The sequence below is a fragment of the Friedmanniella luteola genome (assembly GCF_900105065.1).
In the GTDB taxonomy this organism is placed as follows: Bacteria; Actinomycetota; Actinomycetes; order Propionibacteriales; family Propionibacteriaceae; genus Microlunatus; species Microlunatus luteolus.
The window spans coordinates 4057322-4078272 of sequence record NZ_LT629749.1 but is presented as its reverse complement, the minus strand read 5'-3'; the positions used below and the strand labels follow the sequence as shown (position 1 = coordinate 4078272).

The 20951-nt window shown below is 75.0% G+C and carries 19 protein-coding genes; 13 read left to right on the top strand and 6 right to left on the bottom strand.

Annotation, left to right across the window (positions count from 1 at the left end; translation table 11 throughout):
- Positions 1 to 29: 29 nt before the first annotated feature.
- A complete protein-coding gene (locus BLT72_RS22585; RefSeq protein ID WP_091414883.1) occupies positions 30 to 2414 on the bottom strand; it encodes an ATP-binding protein in 2385 nt (794 codons plus the stop codon).
- Positions 2415 to 2555: 141 nt separating this feature from the next.
- Between BLT72_RS22585 and BLT72_RS19085 the strand changes: the two genes are divergently transcribed.
- The 6 genes from BLT72_RS19085 (at position 2556) to BLT72_RS19060 (ending at position 8311) form a co-directional block, all read left to right on the top strand.
- Positions 2556 to 3443, top strand: a complete 888-nt coding sequence (locus tag BLT72_RS19085; RefSeq protein WP_091414881.1) for a PhzF family phenazine biosynthesis isomerase — start codon at positions 2556 to 2558, stop codon at positions 3441 to 3443.
- 269 nt (positions 3444 to 3712) lie between these two features.
- The gene (locus tag BLT72_RS19080) at positions 3713 to 4792 is read left to right on the top strand and encodes a WD40/YVTN/BNR-like repeat-containing protein (protein ID WP_091414879.1); all 1080 of its coding nucleotides are present in this window, start codon (positions 3713 to 3715) and stop codon (positions 4790 to 4792) included.
- Between the two features lie 31 nt (positions 4793 to 4823).
- A complete protein-coding gene (locus tag BLT72_RS19075) occupies positions 4824 to 5957 on the top strand; it encodes a phosphotransferase (protein ID WP_091414877.1) in 1134 nt (377 codons plus the stop codon).
- A 335-nt stretch (positions 5958 to 6292) separates the two neighbouring features.
- Positions 6293 to 6571, top strand: a complete 279-nt coding sequence (locus BLT72_RS19070) for a hypothetical protein (protein WP_091414875.1) — start codon at positions 6293 to 6295, stop codon at positions 6569 to 6571.
- 40 nt (positions 6572 to 6611) lie between these two features.
- Positions 6612 to 6944: a TfoX/Sxy family protein gene (locus BLT72_RS19065; protein WP_091414873.1), complete on the top strand. Its 333-nt coding sequence runs from the start codon at positions 6612 to 6614 to the stop codon at positions 6942 to 6944.
- Positions 6945 to 6991: 47 nt separating this feature from the next.
- Positions 6992 to 8311 (top strand): amidohydrolase family protein, encoded by a 1320-nt coding sequence (locus tag BLT72_RS19060; protein WP_091414871.1) that lies wholly within the window; start codon positions 6992 to 6994, stop codon positions 8309 to 8311.
- A gap of 78 nt (positions 8312 to 8389) precedes the next feature.
- On the opposite strand, the gene BLT72_RS19055 is transcribed toward BLT72_RS19060, so the two are convergent.
- Positions 8390 to 9361 carry a PDR/VanB family oxidoreductase gene (locus BLT72_RS19055; RefSeq protein ID WP_091417910.1) on the bottom strand — a complete coding sequence of 324 codons (972 nt, stop codon included), beginning with the start codon at positions 9359 to 9361 and terminating at the stop codon, positions 8390 to 8392.
- A gap of 220 nt (positions 9362 to 9581) precedes the next feature.
- On the opposite strand from BLT72_RS19055, the gene BLT72_RS19050 reads away from it, so the two are divergent.
- From BLT72_RS19050 to BLT72_RS19020, 7 genes are all read left to right on the top strand, one after another.
- The gene (locus BLT72_RS19050) at positions 9582 to 10865 is read left to right on the top strand and encodes an amidohydrolase family protein (RefSeq protein ID WP_091414869.1); all 1284 of its coding nucleotides are present in this window, start codon (positions 9582 to 9584) and stop codon (positions 10863 to 10865) included.
- On the top strand, positions 10862 to 11662 hold the full coding sequence (locus tag BLT72_RS19045; RefSeq protein ID WP_231930160.1) for an ABC transporter ATP-binding protein: 801 nt from the start codon (positions 10862 to 10864) through the stop codon (positions 11660 to 11662). The genes BLT72_RS19050 and BLT72_RS19045 overlap by 4 nt, the downstream gene beginning before the upstream one ends.
- Positions 11659 to 12528 (top strand): ABC transporter permease, encoded by an 870-nt coding sequence (locus BLT72_RS19040; protein WP_091414867.1) that lies wholly within the window; start codon positions 11659 to 11661, stop codon positions 12526 to 12528. The genes BLT72_RS19045 and BLT72_RS19040 overlap by 4 nt, the downstream gene beginning before the upstream one ends.
- A gap of 187 nt (positions 12529 to 12715) precedes the next feature.
- Positions 12716 to 13885, top strand: coding sequence for a type 2 periplasmic-binding domain-containing protein (locus BLT72_RS19035; protein WP_091414865.1), 1170 nt, complete (start codon positions 12716 to 12718; stop codon positions 13883 to 13885).
- Positions 13886 to 13913: 28 nt separating this feature from the next.
- Positions 13914 to 15257, top strand: a complete 1344-nt coding sequence (locus tag BLT72_RS19030; RefSeq protein ID WP_091414863.1) for an FAD-binding oxidoreductase — start codon at positions 13914 to 13916, stop codon at positions 15255 to 15257.
- Complete coding sequence (locus tag BLT72_RS19025; protein ID WP_091414861.1) at positions 15254 to 16033, top strand: creatininase family protein; 780 nt, start codon at positions 15254 to 15256, stop codon at positions 16031 to 16033. Before BLT72_RS19030 ends, BLT72_RS19025 begins: the two co-directional genes overlap by 4 nt.
- Entirely contained in the window at positions 16030 to 16689 is a 660-nt protein-coding gene (locus tag BLT72_RS19020; RefSeq protein ID WP_091414859.1) for a pyridoxine/pyridoxamine 5'-phosphate oxidase, read from the top strand. The genes BLT72_RS19025 and BLT72_RS19020 overlap by 4 nt, the downstream gene beginning before the upstream one ends.
- On the opposite strand, the gene BLT72_RS19015 is transcribed toward BLT72_RS19020, so the two are convergent.
- The 4 genes from BLT72_RS19015 to BLT72_RS19000 form a co-directional block, all read right to left on the bottom strand.
- Entirely contained in the window at positions 16674 to 17126 is a 453-nt protein-coding gene (locus BLT72_RS19015) for an allophanate hydrolase-related protein (RefSeq protein WP_091414857.1), read from the bottom strand. The two genes, BLT72_RS19020 and BLT72_RS19015, sit on opposite strands and share 16 nt — an antisense overlap.
- Before the next feature lie 3 nt (positions 17127 to 17129).
- On the bottom strand, positions 17130 to 18743 hold the full coding sequence (locus BLT72_RS19010) for a regulator (RefSeq protein ID WP_197677098.1): 1614 nt from the start codon (positions 18741 to 18743) through the stop codon (positions 17130 to 17132).
- A gap of 14 nt (positions 18744 to 18757) precedes the next feature.
- A complete protein-coding gene (locus BLT72_RS19005; RefSeq protein WP_091414855.1) occupies positions 18758 to 19450 on the bottom strand; it encodes a cysteine hydrolase family protein in 693 nt (230 codons plus the stop codon).
- Between the two features lie 91 nt (positions 19451 to 19541).
- Positions 19542 to 20918, bottom strand: a complete 1377-nt coding sequence (locus tag BLT72_RS19000) for an allophanate hydrolase (protein WP_231930158.1) — start codon at positions 20916 to 20918, stop codon at positions 19542 to 19544.
- Positions 20919 to 20951: the final 33 nt, after the last annotated feature.

Sequence of the window (20951 nt, the reverse complement as noted above, 5' to 3'; positions counted from 1 at the left end):
CGGCGTCCTCGGCCGGATCCGCGCGGCGGTCAGGCCAGGGCGACGCGGACGGCGGCGGTGACGTCCAGGTCCCGGCCGCGGTCGAACGCCTCGTCGTAGGCGGCCGCGCCGAGCACCGCCCGCGCCTGCCGCTCCGCGGCCGCGCCCAGCGACGCGTCCGGGACGTAGTAGGCGTACACGCCGCCGACGACGTCGCGGAAGCCGCGCGCCGCGCCCAGCAGGACGGGCACGCGGTCGTGGCGGCCGTCGACGGACTCGACGACGGCCAGGCTGTCGAGGAAGTAGGCGAGGTTGGCGAGGTCGACGGTCTGCTCCGACAGCACGATGCCCTCCTCGAGGTAGGCCCGCGCCCGCCGGTACTCGTGCGCGGCCAGCGCCGCCTGGGAGAGGTTGTAGAGCGCCACGTAGGTGGAGAGCCGGTCACCCCGGCGGCGGGCGATCTCCAGGCCCTCGTGGACCTGCGCCTCCGCGCCGACGGGGTCGCCCTGCAGCAGCACCACCGTGCCCAGCCAGACGTGCGTCAGCGAGCTCATCCAGATCCCCGGCTCGCCGGCCTCGGCGCAGGCCGGCAGCGCCCGGCGGAAGCGGTCGGCCGCCACGGTGAGGTCCCCGACGGCCAGCGCCGCGAGCCCGGTCCCCGCCAGCGCCTTGCAGACCACCTCCGGGTCCTGCAGCTCCTCGCCCAGGCGCAGGGCCTCCGCCCAGTAGCGCGCACTGGCGGGCATGTCGCCCCCGGCGTAGGCCATGGTGGCCGCGCTGAGGGTGACCCGGGCGAGCACGGCCGGGGTCAGCGCGGCGGGCAGGCAGCGCTCGGCCTGCTCGCGGCCGCGGCGGAACTGCCCGCGGAGCCACCAGTACAGCCACAGCTCCCAGACGATCCCGCCCGAGGTGTCGGGGTCTCCGCCGGTCAGGCCGCGCTCGACGGCCACCAGCAGGTTGGGCTCCTCGGCCTCGGTCCGGGCCAGCCAGAGCACCTGGTCCGCGCCCTCGTAGCCGCTGGCCGCCTGCCGGGCGAGCGCCCGGTAGACCTCGGCGTGGGCGCGGGACGCGCTCTGGGCCAGCGGGCCGTCCAGCAGGGCCTGCGCGTACTGCGCGACCGGCTCCAGCATCGTGTAGCGGCGCCGGCCGTCCTCCCCGGTCCGCAGCACCACCATGGACTGCTCGACCAGCACCTCGAGCTGCTCGACGACGTCGGCCGCCGAGAGCGCGGTGCTGGCCACGACGACCTGCTCGACGGCGTCCAGGGTCGCGCCGCCGCGGAACACCGACAGCACGGTGAACAGCAGCTGCTGGGCGGGCGTCAGCAGGCCGTGGCTCCAGTCGAGGGTGGCCCGCATCGTCCGCTGCCGCTCGGGCAGGTCCCGGGCGCCGGAAGAGGAGTCGAGGACCGAGTCCAGCCGCTCCAGCAGCGCGCGGGGCGTCAGCAGCCGGAGCCGGGCGGTCGCCAGCTCCAGCGCCAGCGGGATGCCGGACAGCCGGGCGCAGAGGGTCGCGAGCGCCTGGACGCGGTCCGGCGTCAGCTCCAGGCCGGGGGCGACGGCCCGGACCTGGTCCAGCACGAGCGCCCCGGCGGGGGAGGCGGCCAGCTCCTGCTCGGTGAGCGCGTCGGGGGAGGGCAGCGCGAGCGGACCGACGGGGTACTCGTGCTCGCCGCGGACGCGGAGCGGCGCGCGGCTGGACACCAGCACGGTCACCGCCGGGCAGAGCGCCACCAGGCGGCCGAGGTCGGCGGCCGCGTCGACCAGGTGCTCCAGGTTGTCCAGCAGGACCAGCACGCATCGCCGGCCGAGGTGGGCCGCGACCAGCTCCACGGCGTCCGGGCCGTCGGCCCCGGAGAGACCGAGGGCACGACCCAGGGTGTCGAGGACGGCGGCCGGGCTGGCCACCGAGGCGAGGGCGACCTGGACCACGCCGTCGGGGAAGTCGTCGGCCAGGGCAGCGGCCAGCGCCACCGCCAGCCGGGTCTTCCCGACGCCGCCCATCCCCGTCAGGGTGACCAGCCGGACGCGACCGGAGCGCACGAGGCTGGTCAGGGCGGCCAGGTCGCCGTCGCGGCCGTGCAGCGGGGTGGGCGGCACGACGACGCCGGGCGGCGGCGTCGGCGCGGACGACGTGGGCCGGCGCTCGGGGGTGGCGGGGGCCGGCGTCGGCTGCGTGGCCGCGGGGGCGCGCCGGCTGGGCAGGGACGCGATCAGGGCCGCCTGCTCCGCGCCGTCCAGCTCCAGCGCGGTGGCCAGGGCGCGGACGGTGTGCGGGTAGGGGCGGGTCCGGGCGCCCCGCTCCAGCGCGCTGACCGCGTGCGAGGTCAGGCCGGCCCGGCTGGCCAGCTCCTCCTGGGTCAGCCCCACCCGTTCCCGCAGCGCACGCAGCCGGTGCGCGAAGGGTGCGGCGGCCCCGTCCGCCTCGTGCAGCACGCCTGTGATCGTAGAAGACCGTCGCCGAGTGTGCGAGAACTGTGCGGGTTCCGTCCGTGGCCGTGCAGCACCCGGCAGGACGAGGATCGTCCCCGTCGCCTACCGGGGACGGGCAGGTCGGACGGAGTCGGGGGGGCCGCCGTGGACGTGCTGAGGTACACCGCCTTCAGCCAGCACCCCGCCGGGGGGAACCCGGCGGGAGTAGTGCTCGACGCCACGGGCGCGGACTCCGAGGTGATGCAACGGGTCGCCGCGGACGTCGGCTACTCCGAGACGGCCTTCCTGTTCCCGGTCGGTGACGACGACTACGTCGTGCGGTACTTCAGCCCCCGGGCCGAGGTGTCGTTCTGCGGGCACGCGACCATCGCGGCGGCGGTGGCGCACGCCGAGCGGCACGGTCCGGGCACGATGACGCTGCACACCCGGTCGGGCCGGGTCAGCGTGCAGACCACGTCGTCGACCTGCGGGATGCTGGCCGCCACCCTGACCAGCGTGCCGACCCAGGTCGCCGCGCTGCCGGCCGCCGACCTGGAGGCGCTGCTCGCGGCGCTGGGCTGGTCGGCGACCGACCTCGACCCGGCGTTGCCGCCACGGGTGGCCTTCGCCGGGGCCTGGCACCCCGTGATCGCCGTCCGCGAGCGCGCTCGGCTGGCGGACCTGGTCTACGACTTCGCCGCCCTCCGGACGCTGATGAGCTGGCGCGGCTGGACGACGGTGGACCTCGTCTGGCGCGCCTCGCCGTCGGCCTTCTTCGCGCGCAACCCCTTCCCGCCGGGCGGGGTGGTCGAGGACCCGGCGACCGGGGCGGCGGCCGCCGCGCTGGGCGGCTACCTGCGGGCCCTCGGGGCCGTGCCCCTGCCCAGCACCATCGCGGTCTTCCAGGGCGAGGAGCTGGGCCGGCCGAGCCAGCTCTCCGTGCACATCCCGGAGGCGGCGGGCAGCGGGGTGGACGTGACGGGGCACGCGGTCGAGCTCCCGCGACTGGCGCTGGCCGGCACGGGGCTCGCGCACCTGGTGGGACGGGGCTGACCGGACCACCACGACAGGCTCCGGGAGCGGGCCGCGGTCTCGGGGGAGCCGCAGCCCGCTCCCGGTGCAGGACGCACCCGGCTCCGGCCGGGTGCCAGGGGGAAACACCCAGGGGGGCCGGCTCGGTGGCCGCGACGGTCGGCCACCGGACCGGTCCGGGTGCCCGGCGCGGGGCCGATGAGTTCGACCACCGACAGCGGTCTGCCCGTCATCACCCTGCGCGTCCCACGGCGACGAGGCCAGGACGGGCGTACGAGCGAGGAGCGGGCATGAGCGGAGCAGTGCTGCTGGTGGGGACCAAGAAGGGGCTGTGGATCGGGCGGTCGGACGACCGGGACCGCTGGACGTGGTCGGCGCCGGAGTTCTTGATGCAGGGCATCTACGGGCTCGGCGTCGACGACCGCGGCGCCGTCCCGCGGCTGTTCGCCGGCGGCACCAGCGAGCACTGGGGGCCCGGCATCTACTACTCCGACGACCTGGGCGCGAGCTGGACCGAGGCGCACGGGGCCGCCGTGCGGTTCCCGGCCGACCTCGGCAGCAGCGTCGAGCGGGTCTGGCAGATCCAGCCGTCGGTGGTGGAGCCGGACGTCGTCTGGGCCGGCACGCAGCCGTCGGCGCTGTTCCGCTCCGAGGACCGCGGCGAGTCGTTCACGCTGGTCCGCTCGCTGTGGGACCACCCGCACCGGGAGGAGTGGGGGGCCGGGTTCGGCGGTCAGGCCATCCACACGATCGTGCCGCACCCCGAGAACCCCCAGCAGGTCACGGTGGCCATGTCGACGGGCGGCGTCTACCGGACCGCCGACGGCGGTGGCACCTGGGCGCCGGCGAACCAGGGGATCAAGGCCTACTTCTTCCCTGACCCGTGGCCGGAGTTCGGGCAGTGCGTGCACAAGGTGGCCGCGCACCCCGCCGCCCCGCAGCGGCTCTTCGCGCAGAACCACCACGGCGTCTACCGCTCCGACGACGGCGGCGACCGCTGGGTCTCCATCGCCGACGGGCTGCCCGCCGACTTCGGGTTCCCGATCGTCGTGCACCCCCACCAGCCGGAGACCGTCTACGTGTTCCCGCTGGTCGCCGACGGCGCCCGGATCCCGCCGGAGGGCCGGGCCCGGGTCTGGCGGTCGACCGACGCCGGGGAGAGCTGGACGCCGTCGGGTCGCGGTCTGCCCGACGACTTCTGGGCCGCGGTCATGCGGGACGCGATGACGACCGACCACGGCGACCAGGCCGGGCTCTACCTCGGGGCGCGGGACGGTTCGGTGTTCGCCAGCCTCGACGACGGCGACTCCTGGGACCAGCTGGCCGCGCACCTGCCCGACGTGCTGGCGGTGCGGGCGCTCGCCGTCTGAGGGGTCGTCGCCGGTCACGAGGGGGGTGGGCATGGACGGTGGGGCCGGCGCCGAGGCCTACCCGCGTCAGCCCGAGGAGCTGACGGCCGGCTGGCTGACGGAGCGGCTGCGCGCATCGGGCGCCCTGCCCGAGGGGCGGGTCGCCGGCTTCGGCTCGGAGCCCCTGCACCCGGAGCGGGGGATGACGGGGGTCCTGGTCCGGCTGCGGCTGACCTACGACGGGGCGGCGCCGGGTGCGCCGGCCACGCTGGTGGCGAAGTTCTCCTCGCCCGACCCGTACGTGCGCGCCCTCGTGCACTCGCTCGGCTACGTCGAGCGCGAGGTCCGTTTCTACCGCGAGCTGGCGGCGGACACCCCGGTCCGCACCCCGCGCTGCCACGCCGCCGCGGTCGACCTCGCGGACGGGGCGGCGGTGCTCCTGCTGGAGGACCTGGCGCCCGCGGACCACGGCGACTGGCTGGACGGCGCGACCGTCGCGGACCTGCGGCTGGTCCTCGACGCGATCGCCGCCGTCCACGTGGCCTGGTGGGAGGACCCGCGGATCGCGGCGGAGGACTGGCTGGAGCTGCGCGGACCGCTGTCGGTGCCGCACCTGCACGACCTGGTGGACGCGACGTGGCCGACCTTCCTCGCCCGGCTGTCGGTCCCGGTCACCGCGGAGATCGAGCAGGCCGGAGCGCTGTTGAGCGAGCACCTCGAGGCGGTCGCCGGGTACCTGCTGCTGACGCCGCCCCGCACCCTCGTCCACCAGGACCTCGACGGCCCCAACCTGTTCTTCCCCGAGGCCGACGGCGACCGGTCCGTCGCCGTGATCGACTGGCAGGCCGCGACGCGGGGCCGGCCGGCGGTCGACGTCGCCTGGTTGCTGGCCGGCTCCTGCGTGCCCGAGCAGCGCCGGGCGGCCGAGCGCGAGCTGCTGCGCGGCTATCACAGGCGCCTCGTGGCGCTGGGCACCACCGGCTACCCGTTCGAGCGGCTGTGGGACGACTACCGGCTGGCCCTGCTGCTGCCGGCGGCCCGGCTGGCCGGTGCCGTCGGGGTGCAGGTCGGTCCGCGCGGTGGGTTCTGGGACGTCGTGTTCCCGCGCTACGCGCAGGCGATCGCCGATCTGGAGGTGGGAGCACTGCTGGCCGCGGGCGACTGGGGCCCTTCAGCGGCGTGCTGAGGAGGAAGATGGGGTGCCGCCCGGCAGACGCCTCTCGGCGAGTGGCCGCTCGAAGCGGCGAAGGGGTGAGGCCCGGGGGTCTTGCACCGGACGGCACTGGTCTGCACAACCAGCGGTCGGGGCCGGGTATTCCGGGGCGAGCGGGGTGACGTGCAGCACACGGGCCGTCGGTCCGACGGTGTGTGCGCTCCACCGGCGGTGGGTACCCCCGGGCGCAGGGCACGGCGACGGCGGCGTGTCCTGTCCTCGACACCGTGCTCTCCGGAAGTGCCACCCGTGCCCGTAGCTCCTCTCGTCCCGCAGCCCGCCGTCCGCCTCGTACGCCGGAGCGTCTCGTGATCCCCCACCCGGTCTGGACCCGCTGGTTCCACGTCCTCACCCTGAGTGGCCGCCCGGCCGAGCCGCAGGGCCGGCGGACGGCCTGGCTCGCGGCCCGGCACGTCGTCTGCCCGCACTGCACCAACCTCGACACCACCAGCCCGCACTGCAGCAACCGTCGGTGCGACTGGGCGTCCTGCACCTGCGGCGCCGTCATCTACGGGGGCCGGCGGCACCGCCACCCCCGGCACGGCAGCGGGGCCGACACTTGCCACGACCCCGTCGCCGCGGCCTGACCACCTTCCCGCGACGCCCCGAGGCCGCCATACTGCGGGCGTGACGTACGACCTCGAGCTGGCCGACCGGCTGCGGGAGCGGCTGGCGTCGGAAGCCGACGTGACCGAGCGGCGGATGTTCGGCGGGCTCGCCTTCCTGGTGGCCGGGCACCTCGCCGTCAGCGCCAGCGGCCAGGGCGGCCTCCTGGTCCGCTGCGACGCGAGCGACCAGGAGGCGCTGGAGCGGGACCCGCGGGTGGGCCCGTTCGTCATGCGGGGCCGGCCGATGACCGGCTGGGTGCACGCCGACGTCGACGGCTCCGTCGACGACGCGGACCTCGACGGCTGGCTCGACCACGGTCTGGCCTTCGCCCGCTCGCTGCCGCCGCGCTGAGCGCCCCGGCTCGGCCGGCCGGCACGGGGGCGCGTCAGACTGCCGCCATGACGGATGCGGACGGGGCCGGACAGCGGGCGCTCTCGGTCGTGGGGGCCGCGGTGGTGGTCGTCGACGGGGTCGGGCGGTCGACCGCGCCGGTGCACGTCGTCGACGGCCGGGTGAGCGTGGAGCCTGCGCCGGGCGCCGAGGTCCTGGAGGCTGACGGCTGCGTCGTGACGCCGGGGCTGGTCAACGCGCACCACCACCTCCTGCAGACGGCGTTCCGGACCCTGCCGGGCACCCGCGGCGTGCCCATGGCGACGTGGCTGCCCACGATGGCCGCCGCCTACGCGGCGGCAGGGGTGGACCCGGAGCTGTGCTCGGTGGCCGCCCGGGCCGGGTTGGCGGAGGCGCTGCTCTGCGGGGTCACGACCGTCGCCGACCACCACCTCACCTGGCCGGCCGGCGCCGACACCGTCGGGATGGCCCGGGCCACCGCCGCGGCGGCCCGGTCGCTGGGCGCCCGGCTCGTGTTCGTCCGCGGCACCGCGCGGGACGACCCGGAGACCGCCGCGGCCTCCGCGACCGCGATCGCGGAGGCCCTGGTGCCCGGCCGGCCCGACGGGGTCAGCGCGGACGGGCTGCTGCAGCTGGCCGTCGGCCCGGCCGGGGTGCACAGCGACGGCGAGGAGACCTTCCGCCTGCTGGGGGAGGTCGCGGCCCGGTTCGGGCTGCGCCGGCGGACCCAGAGCAACGAGCAGGTGGACGTGGCGGTCGCCGCCGAGCGGTACGGCCGCCGTCCGCTCGAGCTGCTCGCCGCGTGGGGGTGGCTGGCCCCCGACGTCACCCTCGCCCACCTCTGCGACGTGACGCCGGCCGAGGTCGAGCGGATCGCCGACGCGGGGGCGACCGCGACGCACGCCCCCGGCTGCGACCTGCCGATGGGCTGGGGCGTCGCCCCGGTCGCCGCGCTCCGGGTGGCCGGCGTCCCGGTCGGGCTGGGGACCAGCGGCGGCGGCAGCAACGACGCCGGGCACCTGCTGGCCGACGCGCGGCTGGCGATGCAGGTCGCCCCGCTGGGGGGCGGGGCGCTGGCCGCCCGGGAGGTGCTGGAGATGGCGACGACGGGGTCGGCCGCCGGCCTGGGCCGGCCCGAGCTCGGCCACCTGCGCCCCGGCGCGGCCGCCGACCTCTGCGTCTGGGACGTCTCCGGGGTCGCCGACGCGGGGGTCGCCGACCCCGTCGACGGGCTGCTCTGGGCCGCCCCCGGCCGCCGGCCCCGGCACGTCGTCGTCGCCGGGCGGGTGGTCGTCCGCGACGGCCGCCTGGTCAGCGCCGACGAGCAGTCCGTCGTCGCCGGCCTCCGGGCCCGCGTCGGTCGCTGACGGTCGGACTTCTGGCGCCTGGACCACCCTGGGGGTGGTCGAACCGCCAGAAGTTGCGGCGAGGAGGTGGCCAGCGGGTCAGAGGTCCAGCACCAGCCGCGGCCCGGCGGCCCGGGAGACGCAGATCATCATCGTGTCGGCCGCCTCCTGCTCGTCGGGGGTCAGCACGGAGTCGCGGTGCTCCACCTCGCCCTCCAGCACCGGGGTTTCGCAGGTCCCGCAGGTGCCCTTGCGGCACGAGGAGACCACGAGGACACCCTGCTCCTCCACCACGTCGAGCACCGTCTTCTCCAGGGGCACCAGGGCGGTGACCCCGGTGAGCGCCAGCTCCAGCTCGAACGGCTCCTGCCAGACCGGGGGGCCGAACTCCTTGGCCTCGAAGTGCTCGACGTGCAGCTGCGAGGACGGCCGGTCGCCCCAGGCTCCCTCCACCGCGCTGATCAGCGCGACGGGGCCGCACGCGTACACGTGCGCCGTCGACGGCAGCGTCGCCAGCGTGACCGCGACGTCCAGCCGGGTGGCCTCGTCGCTGACGTGCACCCGGACGCGGTCGCCGTAGCGCCGGACCAGGTCGTCGACGAAGGCCATCCGCCGGCGGGACCGGCCGGCGTAGAGCAGGGTCAGGTCCCGGCCGTCGGCGTCGGCGGCCGCCGCCATGGACAGGAACGGGGTGATGCCGATACCGCCGGCCACGAGGACGACGGGCGCTCCCGGCGGCGGCTCGAAGACGAAGTGGTTGCGCGGTCCGCGGATCCGGAGCGGTGCGCCCTCGCGGAGGTCGCTGTGCACGGCCGCCGAACCGCCCCGGCCGTCGACCTCCCGCAGCACCGCGACCCGGTAGCGCGACCGGTCGGCCGGGTCACCGCACAGCGAGTACTGCCGCTCCAGCACGTCGGTGGTGGAGCCCGTCAGCAGCAGGTCGACGTGCGAGCCCGGCTCCCACGGCGGCAGGTCGCGGCCGTTCTGCGCGACCAGCTCCAGCAGCACCACGTCGTCGGCGACCTGCCGGTGGACGCTGATGACGCAGTCGCGCTCGACGTCGCTGAACATGCCGCTCACGGGGCCTCCTGGCTGCGGGTCTCCATCGAGGCTCGACTGTAGGACGTGGGGGACCCGGGCTCCTGCCCGGAGCCGCCCGGCGGGACCGGCTCCTCCGGGCCGCCGGCAGGCTTTTACCGCCCGGGAATCGGGCAGTCACACGACCGGAACATCGGCTCCCTAGCGTCCTCGACATCGGCGTCGTCGACGTCGCCAGCGGGAGGGGGAGCAGGTGCCGGGTCCCGCGGAGCTGTCGCTGCTCAGGAACGCGACCCTGGCCGACGGGTCCCGCGTCGACGTCGAGATCGCCGCCGGGCGGGTGGTCGCGGTGCTGCCGGCCGGGCAGGCCGAGCCGACCGCGGCCGAGCTGGACCTCGACGGCCACCTGCTGCTGCCGGCCACCGCCGACCCCCACGCCCACCTCGACAAGGCCCGGTCCTGGGACGCGATCCGGCCCCCGATGGGGGACCTGGGCAGCGCCATCGCCGCCTGGCGGGCCCACGCCGCCACCATGACCGAGGACGACGTGGCGGCCCGCGCCCGCGCGCAGGCCCTCGCCATGCTGGCCGCCGGCACGACAGCGATCCGCTCCCACGTCGACATCCGCACCGGCGACGACCCGACGCTCGGCACCCGGGCGCTGGTCCGGGTCCGCGAGGAGCTGGCCCCGCTGCTGGACCTCGAGCTGGTCGCCCTGGCCGGGCCGGAGACCACGGACCGCGCCGTGGAGGAGGCCCTCGACCTCGGCGTCGACCTGGTGGGCGGCGCCTGCCACCTGGCCCTGGACCCGCACGACGACCTGGCGCGGCTGCTGGCCATCGCGGAGCGCCGCGGCGTCGGGGTCGACCTGCACGTCGACGAGTCCCTGGACGGCCCCGTGACGCTCGACGCGTTCGCCCGCGCCGTCCGCGGCTGGACGGTCAACGTCTCCGCCGGGCACTGCTGCCGCCTCGGCACCCTGCCCGGGCGTGAGCGTGCCCGGGTGATCGCCGAGGTGCTGGCCAGCGACGTCGGGGTCATCGCCAACCCGATCACCAACCTGTACCTGCAGGGCTGGCAGCACCCCACGTCGACCCCGCGCGGGCTGACGCCGGCCCGGGAGCTGCTCGACGCCGGCGTCCGGTTCGCCGCCGGAGCCGACAACGTCCGCGACCCCTTCAACCCGCTGGGCCGCGGCGACGCCCTGGAGACCGCGATGCTGCTCGTCGTCGCCGGCCACCTCACCGTCACCGAGGCCTACGCCGCGGTCAGCTCCGGAGCCCGGGAGGTGATGCGGCTGCCGGTCGCCGGTCCCGTGGTGGGCGCCGTCGCCGACCTGCTCGCCGTCCGGGGCGCCGACCTGGCCGCGGTCGTCGCCGACGCCCCGGCCGACCGGGTGGTGGTGCGCGGCGGTCGGGTCGTCGCCCGCACGACCACGGCGACCGAGGTCGCGCTGCCGTGGTCGGCCCCCCTCGCTCCCGCGCCCGTCTCCCCCGAGCCCGTCCCACCCGCCATCACGTTGGAGGCCTCCCGGTGACCGCACCCACCACCCCTGCCGCCGGGCCGCGGGCGCCGGCGGGTCCCGAGCCGGACGCGGCGGGGGAGTCGCTCGTCGACTTCGCCGGCGTCGCCATGCAGTTCCCCAACGGGACCGTGGCGCTGTCGGGTGTCGACCTGACCGTGCGCCGCGGCGAGTTCGTGACCGTCGTGGGGCCCAGCGGGTGCGGCAAGAGCACCCTGCTGCGGATCGCCTCCGGACTGGAGACGGCCAGCGAGGGCACGGTCGCGCTGGGCACCAGGCGGATCGGCTACGTGTTCCAGGACGCGACGCTGCTGCCGTGGCGCACCGTGCAGGCGAACGTCGAGCTGCTGGCCGAGCTGAACAAGCAGCCGCGGGCCGCCCGGGCCGAGCAGGCCCGGCAGGCCATCGAGCTGGTCGGGCTCGGCGGGTTCGAGAAGTCGCTGCCCAAGCAGCTGTCCGGCGGCATGCGGATGCGGACCTCGCTCGCCCGGTCGCTGACCCTGGACCCCGAGCTGTTCCTCTTCGACGAGCCGTTCGGCGCGCTCGACGAGATCACCCGGGAACGGCTCGGCGACGAGCTCCTGCGGATCTTCGGCGAGCGCCGGTTCGCCGGCCTGTTCATCACCCACTCGGTGGCCGAGGCGGTCTACCTCTCGACGCGGGTGGTGGTGATGAGCGGGCGCCCCGGCCGGATCGTCGACACCTTCGAGGTCGACCAGACCTACCCGCGCGACCCCGACTTCCGGTTCACCCCGGAGTTCGCGGCCCTCAGCGGCCAGGTCTCGCACGCGCTCCGCGGGGCCCACTCGTGACCGCCACGGCGGTGAAGCAGGCGGCCGCCGAGGCCCAGCCGAAGGTCCCCTCGACCCCCGGCCGCACCGGCGGGGACCGGGTGAAGGTCTACGGCCCGCCGCTCGCGGCCTTCGCCGTCATCCTCGTGGTCTGGTACGCGCTGGCCGCCTACCTGGAGTCCATCGGCCGGACGACGATCCTGCCCGACCCGACGCGGATCGTCGTCGACTCCTTCTTCCCGGCCGACCCGCGGGACCGGCCGATCACCGGTGACCTGCTCGACGCCCTGGCGCTCTCCACCGGGGTGGCCCTGACCGGGCTGGCGATCTCCATCGTGATCGGGATCGGCTGGGCGGTGATCATGTCCCAGGCCCGCTGGGTGGAGCGGTCGCTCTTCCCCTACGCGGTGATCCTGCAGTGCATCCCGATCCTGGCCCTGGTGCCGCTGATCGGCTCCAGCCTGGGCTACAGCCTGTCGAGCCGGGTGCTGGTCTGCGTGCTCATCTCCCTGTTCCCCATGGTGTCGAACACGCTGTTCGGGCTGCAGGCGGCGGACAAGAGCCAGCGCGAGCTGTTCCAGCTGCAGGGGGCGAGCCGCTGGACGGTGCTCACCAAGCTGCAGTTCCCCGGGGCGATGCCGGCGATCTTCGCGGGCATGCGGATCTCCGCCGGGCTGGCGGTGATCGGCGCCATCGTCGGCGACTTCTTCTTCCGACGCGGGCAGGCCGGGCTCGGGATCTTGATCAACAATTACGCATCGCGGCTGCAGACCGCCGAGCTGTGGGCGTCCGTCCTCACCGCCTCGCTGCTCGGCGTCGTGATCTTCCTGGTCTTCGGCTGGATCCAGAAAGCGGCCGTCGGCCGCTGGTACGAGCCGTCCTCCTGACCCACCGGCCCCCGAGCCCGTCGGAGGACCGACCCCGCGTCCCGAGCCCCACCCCGCGTCCCGAGCCCCACCCCGCGTCCCGAGCCCCACCCCGCATCCCGAGCCCCACCCCGCATCCCGAGCCCCACCCCGCGCCCTGAGCCCGTCGAAGGGCCCGCTCGACCCGACCCGCCTCTGAAGGAGAACTATGCTCGCTCCCCGGTCCCACCGCCTCGCCGCCGTCGCCACGCTCGCCCTCCTGGTCGGGCTCGGTGCCTGCTCTGGTGCCAGCCAGGAGCAGGAGGCGGCGCCCGTCGCCGCGGAGGCCGGCGCCGTCGACCTCTCGGCCGACTGCCCGGCCACCGTCGTCATCCAGACGGACTGGAACCCCGAGTCCGAGCACGGTGCGCAGTACGCGATGCTCGGCACCGACTACACGGTCGACACCAAGCTCAAGACGGTCAGCGGTCCGCTGATGAGCCAGGGCAAGGCGACGGGCATCGACGTCGAGATCCGCGCGGGCGGCCCGGCCATCGGCTTCGAGGCGGTGGCGGCGCAGATGTACAAGGACGACGACATCACCCTCGGCTACGCGAGCACCGACGGCCAGATCCAGACGTCGCAGGAGCTGCCCGTGAAGGCGGTGATGGCCCCGCTGGACATCAACCCGCAGATCATCATGTGGGACCCGGCCACCTACCCGGACGTGAAGACGATCGCGGACCTCAAGGCGGCCGGGGCGATCGTCCGCGTGTTCGGCGGCAACTCCTACGTGGAGTACCTCGTCGACAGCGGCCAGCTGGACCGCGAGCAGATCGACGAGGGCTACGACGGCACCCCTGCCAACTTCGTGGCCGCGCAGGGCAAGGACGCGCAGCAGGGCTTCGCCAGCGCCGAGCCCTACATCTACGAGAACGAGGTCAAGGACTGGGCCAAGCCGGTCGCGTTCCAGCTGATCCACGACGCCGGCTGGAAGATCTACGCGGGCGCGATGTCGGTGCGCACCGACCGGTTGGAGGAGCTGACGCCCTGCCTCAAGAAGCTGGTACCGGTCATGCAGCAGGCCGAGGTCGACTACTACGCCGACTCCGCCGCGACCAACGCGCTGATCCTCGACCTGGTCGAGCAGTACGACACCGGCTGGGTCTACTCCGAGGGCGTCGCCACGTTCTCCGAGGAGCAGCAGAAGAAGCTCGGCCTGGTGGGCAACGCCGGGAACGCGACGATCGGTGACTTCGACACCGCCCGCGTGCAGGGGATCCTCGACGTGATGGTGCCGATCGCGGAGAAGCTGGGCTCGCCCGCCCAGGAGGGCCTGACCGTCGACGACCTCGTCACCAACGAGTTCCTCGACCCGGAGATCGGGCTGGCCGGATGAGCGCCGTGCTGGCCGGAGGGGTGCGCTGATGTCGGTCGAGAGCCTGCACGCCGAGCTGGTCGAGCTGCTCGGTCCGCGCGGGGTGTCGACGGACCGCCGCGTCCGGGAGAAGGCGTCGCTGGACGGCGCCAAGATGTCGCCGATCATCGTCGAGCAGCTGCCGCTGGGGATGGCCGACGTCGTCGCCTTCCCCACCGACGCGGAGCAGATCGCGGCCGTCGTCGGCGCCGCCGTCCGGCACGGGGTGGCGATCACCCCGCGTGGCAAGGGCACCGGCAACTACGGCCAGGCGATCCCGATGCCCGGCGGGCTGGTGCTGGACGTGTCCCGGGCCCGCGCGGTCGTCGAGGTCGGTGACGGCGTCATCACCGCCGAGGCCGGCGCGTCGATGGTCAGCCTGGAGCAGGCGGCCCGGGAGACGGGGCAGGAGCTGTGGATGTACCCGTCGACGGCGCAGTCCAGCATCGGCGGGTTCCTCGGGGGCGGCTCCGGCGGCACCGGCTCGATCGAGCACGGCAGCAACAGCATGGGCTTCGTCGCGGCGCTCGACGTCGTGCACGCCGTCCCCGACGCCACGCTGCTGCACGTGGAGGGTGAGGAGGCGCAGGCCTACCTGCACAACTACGGCGTCACCGGGATCATCGCGCGGGCGACCGTCCGGCTGGACCCGGTGCGCGACTGGCACGGCTTCTACGCCAGCTTCGACACCTTCGACGACCTGCTCGGCGTGCTGCGGCCGATCGGCGGGCTGACCCCCCTGCCGCGGCTGGTCTCGGGTGACCTGCCGACCCTGGCGAACGCGCTGCCGTTCGACCCGGCGATCCCGGCCGACCGGGCCAGCCTGCGGGCGATCCTCGACGTGGCGACGCTGCCGCAGGCGACCGCGCTGGTGCAGGCGGCGGGCGGCCGGGTGGAGGACGTCCGGCCCGGTCCGCAGCCGTGCGTCAAGATCAGCACGCTGTCCTACAACCACCCGATCGAGTGGCTGCAGAAGACCGCGCCCGGGCGCTACTTCCACCTCGAGGTGGGTGGGCACGCGCTGGTCGACCGGATCGACGAGGTGCACGCGGTGTTCGAGGGCGGGATGCTGCACATCGAGGCCCAGTACGACGGGTCGCCGATCGGCATGCTGGCCGGGGTGTACGTGAGCCCCGAGCAGGTCTACGCCGGGATCGACGCCCTGCGCGCCCTCGGCGTCGGCGTGCACAGCCCGCACCAGTGGCACGTCGACTTCGAGGTGGAGCGGACCCGGGCCCTCGCCGCCCGGACCGACCCGCAGGGCCTGCTCAACCCGGGCAAGCTGGTCACCGAGCTGGCCCCCGGCGCGGGCAAGACGATGGGCGGCCGGACCACGGTCGGGTCGTCGTCGTGACCCGGCTGCTCGCCGAGCTGTCCGGACCGGCGGTCGCGTCCACGCTGACCGCCGACTCGGTGGTCGTCCTCCCCACCGGGGCGGTCGAGCACCACGGACCCCACCTGCCGCTGGTCACCGACGCCCTGCTCGCGGAGTCCCTGGCCAGGGCCGCGGTGGAGCAGGGGGTGGCCGAGGGGCTCGACCTGTGGCTGCTGCCCACGCTGACCTACACCAAGTCCGACGAGCACCACTGGGCGCCGGGCACGCTGTGGCTGAACCACGACACGCTGATGTCGACGCTGGTGGACCTCGGCCGCTCGGTGGCGGCGACCCCGGCCCGCAAGCTCGTCTTCATGAACGGCCACGGCGGCAACACGGCCCTGCTGCAGGTGGCGAACCGCGAGCTGCGGCGCCGCTTCGGCCTGGTCACCTTCTCGATGCCGGCCGGGATCCAGACGGCCGGGACCGGCGGGGGTGACGGTGCCGACGAGCTGGGGCTCGGCATCCACGCCGGGCACGGCGAGACGTCGCTCGTGCTGCACGTCCGCCCCGACCTGGTCCACATGGACCGGGCCGAGCGGCACGTGCCCGAGCACCTGGCGGAGCTCCGGTACCTCGGCATCAACGGCAAGCCCGTCTCCTTCGGCTGGCTGAGCGACGACTTCGACGACTCCGGCGTGATCGGCGACCCCACCCAGGCCACCGCCGAGGCGGGCAAGGCGATCTTCGAGGCCTCGGTGGCCGGCTCCGTCGCCGCACTGCACGAGATCGCCGCCTTCGCGCACCGGCGATGACGCCACCGCTCCCCGAGCCGGGCACGCCGCTCCCTGAGCCTGCCGAAGGGCCTTCGACAGGCTCAGGCCGCGGCGTCTCCCCTGAGCTCGTCGACGGACCGCACGCCTGGGCCCGCTCGTGGCTCCCGGCCGACGACGACCCGGCGCGACCGCTGATGACCCTGGCGACGCTCGGGCTCGACGGCGGCCCGTCGGCGCGGACGGTCCTGCTGTCCGCCGTCAGCGAGGTGGGCTTCCGCTTCCACACCGACGCCCGCTCCACGAAGGCCCGGGAGCTGGCCGCCGACGACCGGGTCTCGCTGGTGATCGTCCTCCCCGAGCGGGCCCAGCAGCTGGTGGTGCAGGGCCGGGCGGTCCCGGAAGCCGCGGACGAGAGCCGGGAGGCCTTCGGCCGCCGGTCGGCCTACCTGCGCCACCTCGCCTGGGTCAACGACGCCGAGCACGCCCGGCTGCCCGACGAGGAGCGGCAGCAGGCCTGGGCGGTGGCGGTGGCGGAGACCCCCGACGGCCCGCTCGACCCGCCGGGGACCTGGTGCGGCTACGAGGTCGTCCCGCACCGCTACGTGTTCTGGGAGGGCCGCGCCGACGGGGCCAGCCACCGGACCGCGTTCGTGCGGACCGCCGGCGGCTGGTCCGTCGATCACCTGCCCGGCTGAACCCGCCCCGCCAGGTACTGCCGCCAGCCCCCGTGCGCGGTGATGTCGAGGGCGTCGGCCGTCGCGGCGGGTTCGACCAGGAACCCCGGACGTCGGCGACCGTCGGCGAGCGCGACCGAGCCGATGGTCATCGGCGCGGGCAGGGCTGCGACGAACAGCCCGAAGGCGGCCGCGGGGAGCGCCCAGAGCTCCCCGACGACCGCGGCCCCGCCGCTGGCGACACGGAGCAGCCCCGGCTTCGGGGGCACCGTGGCCAGGGCCCAGAGCCGGTAGGTCGCGGCGGTGCGGACGGTGCCGACCAGGGCTCCGCCCAGGGTGAGCAGCTCGTGGTTCAGGGGCTGGCCGCTGAGGTGCGCGCCCAGCACCAGCAGCTCGACCGACGGGGCTGTCGGGACGTGCGGTTCCGCCGTCCAGCACTCCGTGCCCGCGACCGCCACTCCTCAGCCCTCGGCCGGGACGGAGCCGTCGACGGCGTCCGTGGCTGGCGGCTGGGTCGGGCCGGACGCGTCGGGCGCGACCCGGTGCAGCAGGCTGAAGCCGGCCATCGTCGCGGCGAGCAGGAGGTAGCCGAGGGCGACGCCGGGCGCAGCCGCCCAGCCCACCTGGTCGGCGTGCAGCAGGCCGATCCAGGACAGCGCCGCGCCGACGAGGGCGGCGAGGGCCGCCCGTCGGAGCTGCTTCTCCAGCACGAAGGTGACGATCGCGCCCAGGACGATGCCGGCCAGGGTCGCGCCCTGCCCCAGGACGTGCAGGCCGTGGTAGACCAGCCCGGCGTCGCCCAGCGCCGCCTCCCCGACCTCGGCCGCCGTGGTGCCGGCGGCGGCGAGGGCGTTGTCGATCAGCCCGGCCCCCCACGCCGCCAGGTTGGGGATGATCGCGGCGACCACGGCGGCGGCGTGCAGCCGCGGGGTCGACTGGAACGCCTGGGCGCCGATGAGGAGGCCGATGTAGAGCAGGATCGGCACGATGGCGGGCAGCGGGAGCACGGTCGAGAGCAGGCCGAACAGGCCGGCGAAGCACAGCACGGCGATGAAGGCCCCGCTCGCCAGCGAGTAGCTCGCGCGGCCGCCGGCCTCCTTCCAGCCCGGGTGGCCGATGTAGACCGCCGGGGGGAACGGCGAGCCCAGGGCCGAGCCGATGATCGCGCCGGTCCCGTCGGCCAGCAGGACGCTGCGCAGGTTGTAGCTGTCGCCGGCAGCCGACGCGCTCTCCACGTTGCTCATGGCCTCCAGGAAGTTGTAGACCCCCAGCGGGACGGCGGTGGCCAGCAGCGGGGCCATCTCACCCAGCCCGGCGGCCAGCAGCGAGAGGTTGAGGCTCGGGACGGCGATCGCGACGTCGGCGGCGGCGGACGCGACGTCGGGCACCGACAGGTACCCGCCGATCCAGCCGACCGCCGTGCCGACCAGCAGTGCGGCCAGCCCGATCGGGACCCCGCCGGGCAGCTTCAGGTCGGTGAAGAAGCCGACGAGGATGATGCCCAGCACGGGCAGGCCGATCCACGCCGCCTCCCAGATCTGACCGGCCGGCCGCATCGAGATGAAGCTCAGCGAGATCCCGGCCAGGGTGCCGAGCAGCGCCGCCCTCGGGGTGATCCTGCGGATGAACGGTCCGACGAAGGCGCCGATCAGCACGATCACGCCGATGATGAAGGCCCAGGCGAGACCCGCTTCCCACGCCCGGACCGGATCCCCGGTGGCGAGGAAGATCGGCAGCATGATCACGAACACGACGATGAACATGTGCGGCACGCTCGGGCCGTAGGGCAGGGCGGTGACGTCGGTGCGCTGCTCCTTCCGGGCCAGTCTCCTGGCCAGGAAGGTGTAGTAGGCGTTGCCGGCGATCAGGGCGATGCCCAGGGCGGGCAGGACCGTGCCCAGGACGCGGTCGGCGGGCAGCCGGACGACGAAGATCAACAACGACGTCAGGGTGAGGACGTTGACCAGGATGTTGAAGGCGAGACCGAAGAAGGCGTTGAGGTCGCCCCGGGTCCACCAGGGGACGGAGAAGCGTTCGGGCGTGGCGGTGCCGGGGCGTGCGGCGGTGGTGGTCATGGTGTGGCTCCTGGTCAGGCGGCCGTGGTGGCGGCACGGGGGAGGGCGGCGAGCAGGGCGGCCGAGTCGCTGACCCAGCCGAAGATGCCGCCCTGGGCGGCGATCATGTCCAGGCCGACGCGCTGGAACTCCGGGAAGTAGGAGCCGACGCAGTCGGCGAGCACGAGCACCTCGTAGCCCCGGTCGTTGGCCTCCCGGACCGTGGTGTGCACGCACACCTCGGTGGTGACGCCGGTGACGACCAGGGCCTGGACCCCGGCCTCGTCGAGGACCTGCTGGAGGTCGGTGCCGTAGAAGGCGCCCTTGCCGGGCTTGTCGAGCACGACCTCACCGGGCAGGGGCGCGAGCTCGTCGATGATGTCGTGGCCGTACTCGCCGCGGACGAGGATGCGTCCGTACGGGCCGGGGTCGCCGATCCGCAGGGACGGCCTGCCCCGGCGGTGCTTGGCGGGCGGCAGGTCGGAGAGGTCGGGCAGGTGCCCCTCGCGGGTGTGGACGACCAGCAGACCCGCGGCGCGGGCGGCGGCCAGGACGCGCTGCAGCGGGGGCACCACGGTGGCCAGCTGTGCGACGTCGTTGCCCAGCGTCTCGCCGAAGCCGCCGGGGAGCAGGAAGTCGCGCTGCATGTCGATCACCACCAGGGCGACCTGGTCGGGCGCGAAGGTGAACGGCTGCGGTTCGGCGGGGACGGTGACGGGTTCGGGCATGCCGGAGCTCCTCGGGGCGCAGGGAGTGCGAGGGGACGCGCCCGGGCAGGAGGGCGCGCAGGGTGGGTCGGGGGCGCCGTTGCCCAGCAGGTCAGTCGGTGAGGGCGATGCGGGCCGCGACGGCCAGCACCTGGTCGTCGCTCAGGGCGGGTCCGAGGACCATCAGGCTGGCCGGGCGGCCGTCGGCGGTGAGACCGGCGGGGACCGCGACGGCGCACAGGTCGAGCAGGTTCGCGAAGTGGGTGTAGTGCCCGAGCACCGTGTTGGTCGTGACCGGGTCGGCCAGCACCTCGGGGACGGTGAAGGTGGTGCCCACGGTGGGGAGGACGAGCACGTCCGTCCGGGTGAAGACGCGGGCGACCACCGCGCGCAGCTCGGCGAGCCGGTACTGGGCGCGGAAGACGTCGGCGGCGCTGAACCGGCCGCCCCCGCTGATGATCTGACCGACGACGGGCAGCACGTCGTCGGGGTGCTCGGCGAGGAAGTCGCCGAACTCGACCAGCCGCTCCGCGACCCAGGGTCCGGAGTAGAGCAGCTCGCCGGCCTGCAGGAACGGCTGCAGGCTCGGCGTGCTGGTGCCGAAGAGCTCCTGCACGCGGGCGCGGGCCGCGTGGTGGGCCGCCGCCATCGGGGCGTCGCCGAAGAAGGAGAGCTCGGCCGGGTCGGGGAGGCCGACGACCAGGTCCTCCACCGACGACGTCCAGCGCACCCGGGGCCGGGTCCACGGGTCCCGTTCGTCCAGCCCGACCATCACGCCGAAGACCGTCCGGAGGTCCTCGACCGCGGTGCCGATCAGGCTGATGCAGTCCAGGGACCGGCAGGCGGGCACCAGACCGACCGTGCTCAGCAGGCCGCGGGACGGCTTGAAGCCGAGGACCCCGTTCAGGGCCGGCGGCACGCGCCCGGACCCGGCCGTGTCCGTGGCCACCGCGAACGGCACCTCCCCCACGGCCACGGCCACGGCCGAGCCGGAGCTGGACCCGCCCGAGATCAGGTCCCCGCCGTACACGCTCCGGGGCACCGGGTACGGCGTCCGGGTGCCGTTGAGCCCGGTCGCGAACTGGTCGAGGTTGGTCTTGCCCACCAGCACCGCACCGGCGTCGAGCAGCCGCTGCACCACGGGGGCCGTGGTCGTCGCGGTGTAGGCGTAGGCCGGGCAGGCCAGCGTGGTGGGCCAGCCGGCGACGTCGATGCTGTCCTTGACCCCGAACGGGACGCCGTACAGGGGCAGGAGTCGTGCCTCGGCGTCCGCCTCCAGCGCGGCGGCCCGGGCGAGGGCGGTCGGGCGGTCGACGACCGTGATCCACGTGCCGTCGGACCCGCGGGCCTCGACGAGGTCGAGGGTCCGGCGCAGGGTCTCCGTCGGGGTGCTGCGGCCGGAGCGGTGGTCCCCCAGCAGCGCGGCGACCGTCGGTCCGATGCTCGGACCCGTCCCCGTCTCGGCCGCCGGCGCTGCTGTCATCCCCATGCCGTCGATTGTTGACAATCGGGCGGTCGCGGG

What these genes read in the sequence shown, in the direction of transcription:
- BLT72_RS19080 (WP_091414879.1), top strand. Translation starts at nt 3,713, where the DNA reads ATGAGCGGAGCAGTGCTGCTGGTGGGGACCAAGAAGGGGCTGTGGATC.
- BLT72_RS19075 (WP_091414877.1), top strand. Translation starts at nt 4,824, where the DNA reads ATGGACGGTGGGGCCGGCGCCGAGGCCTACCCGCGTCAGCCCGAGGAG.
- BLT72_RS19060 (WP_091414871.1), top strand. Translation starts at nt 6,992, where the DNA reads ATGACGGATGCGGACGGGGCCGGACAGCGGGCGCTCTCGGTCGTGGGG.
- BLT72_RS19055 (WP_091417910.1), bottom strand. Translation starts at nt 9,361, where the DNA reads ATGTTCAGCGACGTCGAGCGCGACTGCGTCATCAGCGTCCACCGGCAG.
- BLT72_RS19035 (WP_091414865.1), top strand. Translation starts at nt 12,716, where the DNA reads ATGCTCGCTCCCCGGTCCCACCGCCTCGCCGCCGTCGCCACGCTCGCC.
- BLT72_RS19030 (WP_091414863.1), top strand. Translation starts at nt 13,914, where the DNA reads ATGTCGGTCGAGAGCCTGCACGCCGAGCTGGTCGAGCTGCTCGGTCCG.
- BLT72_RS19020 (WP_091414859.1), top strand. Translation starts at nt 16,030, where the DNA reads ATGACGCCACCGCTCCCCGAGCCGGGCACGCCGCTCCCTGAGCCTGCC.
- BLT72_RS19010 (WP_197677098.1), bottom strand. Translation starts at nt 18,743, where the DNA reads ATGACCACCACCGCCGCACGCCCCGGCACCGCCACGCCCGAACGCTTC.
- BLT72_RS19005 (WP_091414855.1), bottom strand. Translation starts at nt 19,450, where the DNA reads ATGCCCGAACCCGTCACCGTCCCCGCCGAACCGCAGCCGTTCACCTTC.
- BLT72_RS19000 (WP_231930158.1), bottom strand. Translation starts at nt 20,918, where the DNA reads ATGGGGATGACAGCAGCGCCGGCGGCCGAGACGGGGACGGGTCCGAGC.